We start from the raw sequence: 6,169 nt of genomic DNA, 5'->3' as shown, positions 1-6,169 counted from the left end.
GTGCCGACGTGAACCGGACCGGCTGCGCGAGCGTCTTGGGGCAGAGAGCACGTGATGAGGAGGTGGCTGCGGCATGCCGCTCGACGAGGATGCGGTCGCGGCGATCTACCGCGAGCACGGGCCGATGCTGCGGCGCGTCGTGTGGCGGGCGACCAGCGACGCCAACCGCGTGGACGACATCGTCCAGGAGGTGATCCTGCGCGTCTGGCGGCAGGCGCCCGACACCGACAACCTGCGCGCGTACCTCATCACCACGGCCCGGCACCTCATCGTCGACCAGCACCGCGCAGCCGGGCGGCGCCCGCAGCAGGCACAGCTCGTCGACGTCGCCGAGCGGGACTCGGCGCTCGACCGGGCCCTCGACCAGGTGCTCGTCGAGGAGGCCCTCGGCCGGCTGCAGTCCAACCACCGCGAGATCGTGCGCTGCCTCTACTACGAACGGCTCACCGTCGCCGAGACCGCCGAACGGGTCGGCGTGCCGGAGGGAACGGTCAAGTCCCGCGCCTACTACGCGGTGCGCAACCTGCGCGCCGTCCTCGACGAGATGGGAGTGACGAGATGACCACCGGCTCGGACGAGCGGCACGTGCTGCTGGGCGCCTATGTGCTCGGCGGGCTCTCCGACGAGGAGCACAGCGCCTTCAGCGAGCACCTGCGCACGTGCGGCCGCTGCCAGGCGGAGCTCGGGCAGGTGTCGGGGTTGCCGCGTCTGCTGGACCTGGCCGGGCCGGAGGGTGGCCCCTTCCTGACAAGTGCGGTCCGCGGCGAGTCCGCGCCCCGGGAGCAGCCCACGGAAGGGGAGTACGTCGTCCGGCTGCTCGACGAGGTGGGCCGGCGCCGGCGGCACCGTCGCCGCTGGCTGTCGGCGGTGGCAGCGGCGGTCGCGGCCGTGCTCTTCGCGGGAGGCGCGTGGCTGGGCCCGCAGCTGTTCGGCTCGAGCGCTCCCGCCCCGCCGACGACGCACGTCGCAGCCGCCCCCGTGGCGGGCAGCGGCGTACGCGTCGACCTCGCTCTCGTGACCCGCGGCTGGGGCACGCAGATCGACATCGACTGCGAGGACATGCCGACGCAGGGCGAGCTGGCCCTCTGGGTCGTGGACCGCTCCGGCCGCGCCGTGATCGCGGCCTCGTGGCACGCGACGCCGGGCGGCTACTCCCGCGTGACGGGAGCGACCGCCTTGTCCCCCAGTGAGATCCGGTCACTGGAAGTGCGGACGGAGAGCGGGAAGGTGCTCGCGTCGGCCCGAACCTGAGCGTCAGAGGCCTTTCGGCAGCTGGGTGCTCGGCGGCGTGACCGAGACCTTGACGCCGTCGAAGGTGACCTCGCTCAGCCACATCGTGCGGCCGGGCACCTCGTCGCCGATCGCGTCGGGCGACCACGCGTGGTAGACCATGAACACCTTGCCGTCCTTCTCGAAGAGCGCGCAGTGGCCCGGGCCGGCGGCGACGTCGGTGCTCGTCAGCACGGGGTCGGGGTCCTTGGTGAACGACCCGGTGGGCGACGAGGCGGTGGCGTGCCCCACGGCGTACTTGTCGCTGCCGTAGTCGTTGGCGGAGTAGAAGAGGTGGAAGACACCGTCGCGCTCCCAGACGAACGGCGCCTCGACGAGCTGGCCCTCCCACGGCAGGTCCTGGCGGATCAGGCGCTTCGGCTTGCCCTGGAGCCGCTGCCCGTCGGTGGACAGCCGCTGCACCGAGATCCACGTGTCCATGCCGACGGCGTTGCCGTCGTTCTTCCAGTAGAGGTAGGCCGTTCCGTCGGCTGCCACGAAGGGTGACGCGTCGATCGAGCCACCTTGGCCCTCCTCGCACACGAGCGGCTTGGTGCTCGTGTCCTGGTACGGGCCGTCAGGCTTGTCGGCGACGGCGAGGCTGATGCACTGGATGGACGGGTCCGGCGCCATCGTCGTGTAGTAGAGGACCCACTTCTCGCCGAAGCGGTGGGCCTCCGGCGCCCAGACCTTGCCCTTGGTGCTCCACGCCGGCAGCTGCGGCAGGGCGTCGCTGCCCTGGGTCCACGTCGCGAGGTCGTCGCTGTGCAGCGTCTGCACGTTCATCCCGTTGCCGTTGGTCGCGATGGCGACCCATCCACTGCCGTCCCGGATGACCTGGGGGTCGGGGAAGTTGCTCGGCCAGACGGGGTTCGTCGCGGCCTGCTCGGCGGCGCTGGCAGGTGTCGTCACGGTCTCTCCGGTGGTGGGGTCGGGGCCGGCGCCCCCACAGCCGCCGAGGAGGGCGGCTGCGAGGGTGACGGCTGCGAGGGCAGCTTTCGCGGTCTGGGTCCGAGCGCCGCTCATCCTGCTCCGGGGTCGCTCGGCCAGGTGGAGGCGTAGAACCGCAGGTGGTCGATCTCGGCGACGACCGCCGGCGAGGCACCGCCGTGGGCGACGAGCCCGATCCGCGGGTTCGTGCCGGGACGGAAGGTCCAGGTCGCCCCCCACGTCCAGTGCACGCCGTCACGGCTCGTGCCGGCCCGGTAGAGGTGCTCGCCGGAGGCCGCCTCGTGGTGGGCCAGGCGAAGCCACAGCGTCGGTGCGGCGGTGCCGACGATGGCGCCGCCGTAGCTCGTCGGGCCGCCCGGGTTCTTCGGGTCGGCCGCAGTCTCACGGCCGAACTCGGTCTGGCGGGTGTTCCAGATCGCGACCTTCGACAGGCGGGCGAAGTCGTCGTCGTTCTCGTACGCGACGAGCCCGACCTGCTGGTAGTTGCGGACGGTGTCGACGCCGAGGTCGAGCGTCGTCTTGGCCTCGGCGATCCAGTCTCCGTCGCCCGGGGTGTCGTGCAGCAGCACGCCCGCGGTGTTGCCGCCGCCGACGAGGTCGGTCCCCTCGACCGGCCAGCGCAGGCTGCCGCCCGACACGGTGACGGCGGGGTTGCGCCGCACCCACGTGAAGCCGGCGAGGCTCGGGTCGTCGAAGTCCTCCGACTGGATCAGCGCACCGGCCTGCGGGACCGGCGCCGTTGCGGGCGCGTCTGCCGCGGCCGGGTTGACCACGACGTTGTCGACGAACGCGTTGCTGCTGCTGAGGCGCACCGGCGCGGCGTCCGGACGGGCGTCACCGTCGACGTGGACACGAGCGGCGACGTCGGCGAGGTCGCTCTCGGTCACCTCGGCGGTGAGGCCGTCGGCCGTCGCCTCGACGGTGAGCGTCCGCCAGGCGCCGGCCGGGAGCGGCGGCAGGGTGGTCGTCGCCGAGCGGACCGCGCCCCCGTCGTCGGCCTGGGCCGTGAGGCGGCCGCCCTTCGGGTCGAGGGTGACCGTGACCGACGGGTTGCGCCCGACCATGACGCGCAGCGGTTCGGTGCCGCGGTGGTCGAGCCGCACGTGCAGCGGACCCGCGGGCGCGGGAGCGACCGTCGACGCGGTGCCGTGCACGAGCCCGGTGGCTCCGGTGACCGGGTCCGTCGGGCCCTCGGCGAGACGGGCGAAGCCGCCGCCGGCTGCAGGGTCGGTCGGCGTGATCCCCAGGCTCGAGGCCAGGGCGGGCGCCGGCTGCGGCATGTCGGACGGTCCCCTGCCCGCGCGGGTCCGCGGCCAGCCGTCCACCCAGTCGAGCCGGTCGAGCAGCATCGGGCGACGGTTGATGCCGAAGGGCGTCGTGAGCCACGGGTTGTCGCGGTCGATGGCGTGGTAGGCGATGTAGTCGCGGCCCTCGGCGTCGGTGATGACCGCGTGGTGGCCGGCGCCGACGAAGCGGTTGCCGTTCTGCGTCAGGGTGATCGTGCCGCCGACGCGCGAGGTCATGAGTGACGTGCCCTCGGCGTCGACGAACGGCCCGAGCGGCGACCTCGAGCGGCCGGCGAAGACGGAGTAGCCCGTCGTCGGGCCCGCGCAGCAGTTGGCCGCCGAGCCCATCAGGTAGTACCAGTCGCCGTGCCGCACGACGTAGGAGCCCTCATAGCGGTTGTCGATCGCCACCTGCGTCGCTGCGCCGACGCGCGTCAGGCCGTCGGCCGAGACCTTGGTGACCCACAGTCCGCCGAAGTAGCTGCCGAAGTAGAGGTAGCGCTGACCGTCGCTGTCGGTGAACCCCGCCGGGTCGAAGGTCCAGAGGTAGCCACCACCGGGGGCCGGGCGCGGCGGGACCACCGGCGCGTTCGTCGCCGTCCACGGCCCCGCCGGCGTGGGCGCCGTCGCGACGCCGATCGCCGAGTCGTCGCCGGGGGCCAGCGTCGTGTCGGTGACCGTGAAATAGAGGACGTAGCGCCCTGCGACGTAACGGATGTCGGGCGCCCACAGGCCCGCGGTCGAGGTCGCCCACGACGGCCGGTTGCTGCCGTCGAAGACGGTGCCGAGGTACTGCCAGCTCGACCAGTCGCGGGTGCGGGCGATGTGCATCGCCCCGGGCGGGTCACCGGCCTTGAGCGGGTCGGACGTGGCGTACGCGTACCACCAGCCGTCCCGCCCGCGGATCACGGACGGGTCGGCGAACGTGTCCGAGAACGAGTCGGACACCGCGTTCTCGTATGCCGTGTCGCGCGGTGCCGAGGGAGCGGCACCGGCGCCGACGGCACCAGCGGGGGCCACGGCCGTCAGGCCCACTGCCGCGACGAGGGCTGCGAGACAGGCGGTTCCGCGCCTGACGGTGCGGCCTCTCAGGGAGGTCAGGGGACGCATACGGACTCCTCAGCCCTTGACGCCGCTGCTGGCGACGCCCTCGATGACGTAGCGCTGCACGAAGACGTAGAGCGCGAGGACGGGGATGGCGGCGAGCATGGCGCCGGCCATCACCACGGGGTAGTCGATCGTGTAGGCGCCCTGGAGCCGGCTGAGGCCGGCGGGAAGCGTGAGTCGCTCCGGTGAGAACAGGACGTAGATCGGCCAGATGAAGTCGTTCCAGTTGGTCAGGTAGCTGAGCACGCCGAGGGTGACGAGGGCCGGCCGGGCGTTCGGCAGGACGATCGACCACCAGGTGCGGAAGGGTCCTGCGCCGTCGAGCCGGGCGCTCTCCTCGAACTCCTTGGGCAGGCCCTGGAAGAACTGGCGCATGAAGAAGACGCCGAAGGCACCGGCCGCACCCGGGACCACGAGGGCCCAGATCTGGTCGAGCCAGCCCAGCTTGTCGAGCAGCAGGAAGTTCGGCATCAGGAAGATGAAGCCGGGGACGAAGAGGGTCAGGATGATGGCGGTGAAGATGACGTTCTTGAAGCGGAACTCCATCCGCGCCAGGGCATAGCCGGCGAGCGAGCACACGACGAGGACGAGCAGGGCGTGCAGGGTCGCCGCCATCAGCGAGTTGAGGAACCACCTCATCACCGGGCTCGCGGCGTCCTGGAAGAAGAGGACGTCGAAGGCGCGAAGGCTCGGCTGCGACGGGAAGTAGGTCGGCGGGACCGTGCGGGACTCGCTCTGCGACTTGAACGCCGTGAGCAGCACGAGCAGCAGCGGCCCGATGAAGATGAGGCTGAGGATCGTCATGCCGACCCAGAAGAGGGGTCCGTTGCGACGCTTCACGACTTCTTCTCCCTCAGCAGCCAGAAGTTGACGAGCGCGATGAGGGCGAGGAAGACGGCGAGCACGTAGCTCATGGCCGAGGCCTGGCCCATCCGGTACTGCGAGAGGCCGAGGTCGGTGATCTCCATGATCGCGGTGCGCGTCGAGTCGCCCGGGCCGCCCTTGGTGATGAGGTAGCTCTGGCCGAACATGTTGGCGCTGGCGAGGACCGTCGTGATGACGACGAAGATGAGCACCGGCCGCAGGCCCGGCAGCGTGACGTAGCGCAGCTTCTGCCACGCACTGGCCCCGTCGATGTCGGCCGCCTCGTACTGCTCGACCGGGATGTCCGCCAGCCCGGCGAGATAGATGACGGCGTTGAAGCCGATCGTCCACCACACCGTGACGAAGGCCAGCGAGATCCACGCCCACGGCTGCTCGGTGGTCCACGCCGTGCTGTCCGGCAGGCCGAGCGCCCCGAGCATGCCGTTGACCATGCCGAAGGACGGGTCGAGCAGGTAGCGCCACATCAGGCCGACCACGGCGACGCCGAGGACGAAGGGCGCGAAGAAGACGGCCCGGAAGAAGGTCCGGCCGGGGAACCTGCGGTTGAGCAGGATCGCGAGCAGCAGCGGCAGCGTCACGAGGAACGGCACGCTGATGACGACGAAGATGGCGGTCGCCCTCATGCCGTGCCAGAACGGCTGGAACTGCGGCGAGCTGCTGTCGAGCAGGTC

Annotated in this window: 6 protein-coding genes; 2 read left to right on the top strand and 4 right to left on the bottom strand. The window is 71.5% G+C overall.

Annotated features, from left to right (window positions below):
- The first annotated feature begins 73 nt into the window (after window positions 1-73).
- Window positions 74-562 carry a sigma-70 family RNA polymerase sigma factor gene (locus tag ABD194_RS21250; RefSeq protein ID WP_343995253.1) on the top strand — a complete coding sequence of 163 codons (489 nt, stop codon included), beginning with the start codon at window positions 74-76 and terminating at the stop codon, window positions 560-562.
- Entirely contained in the window at window positions 559-1,251 is a 693-nt protein-coding gene (locus ABD194_RS21245; RefSeq protein WP_343995251.1) for a zf-HC2 domain-containing protein, read from the top strand. The genes ABD194_RS21250 and ABD194_RS21245 overlap by 4 nt, the downstream gene beginning before the upstream one ends.
- A 3-nt stretch (window positions 1,252-1,254) precedes the next feature.
- Here the strand turns inward: ABD194_RS21245 and ABD194_RS21240 are convergent, their stop codons facing one another.
- The 4 genes from ABD194_RS21240 to ABD194_RS21225 form a co-directional block, all read right to left on the bottom strand.
- Window positions 1,255-2,295 carry a glycoside hydrolase family 43 protein gene (locus ABD194_RS21240; RefSeq protein WP_343995249.1) on the bottom strand — a complete coding sequence of 347 codons (1,041 nt, stop codon included), beginning with the start codon at window positions 2,293-2,295 and terminating at the stop codon, window positions 1,255-1,257.
- On the bottom strand, window positions 2,292-4,616 hold the full coding sequence (locus ABD194_RS21235) for a family 43 glycosylhydrolase (RefSeq protein WP_343995247.1): 2,325 nt from the start codon (window positions 4,614-4,616) through the stop codon (window positions 2,292-2,294). Before ABD194_RS21235 ends, ABD194_RS21240 begins: the two co-directional genes overlap by 4 nt.
- 9 nt (window positions 4,617-4,625) lie before the next feature.
- Window positions 4,626-5,453, bottom strand: a complete 828-nt coding sequence (locus ABD194_RS21230; protein ID WP_343995245.1) for a carbohydrate ABC transporter permease — start codon at window positions 5,451-5,453, stop codon at window positions 4,626-4,628.
- Window positions 5,450-6,169 (bottom strand): carbohydrate ABC transporter permease (locus ABD194_RS21225; protein ID WP_343995243.1); only part of this gene is annotated, 720 nt, incomplete at its 5' end. The genes ABD194_RS21225 and ABD194_RS21230, both read right to left, overlap by 4 nt.

Origin of the sequence: Terrabacter terrae, from assembly GCF_039529575.1 — a bacterium.
Taxonomy (GTDB): domain Bacteria; phylum Actinomycetota; class Actinomycetes; order Actinomycetales; family Dermatophilaceae; genus Terrabacter; species Terrabacter terrae.
This window is presented reverse-complemented; position numbering and strand designations above follow the sequence as displayed.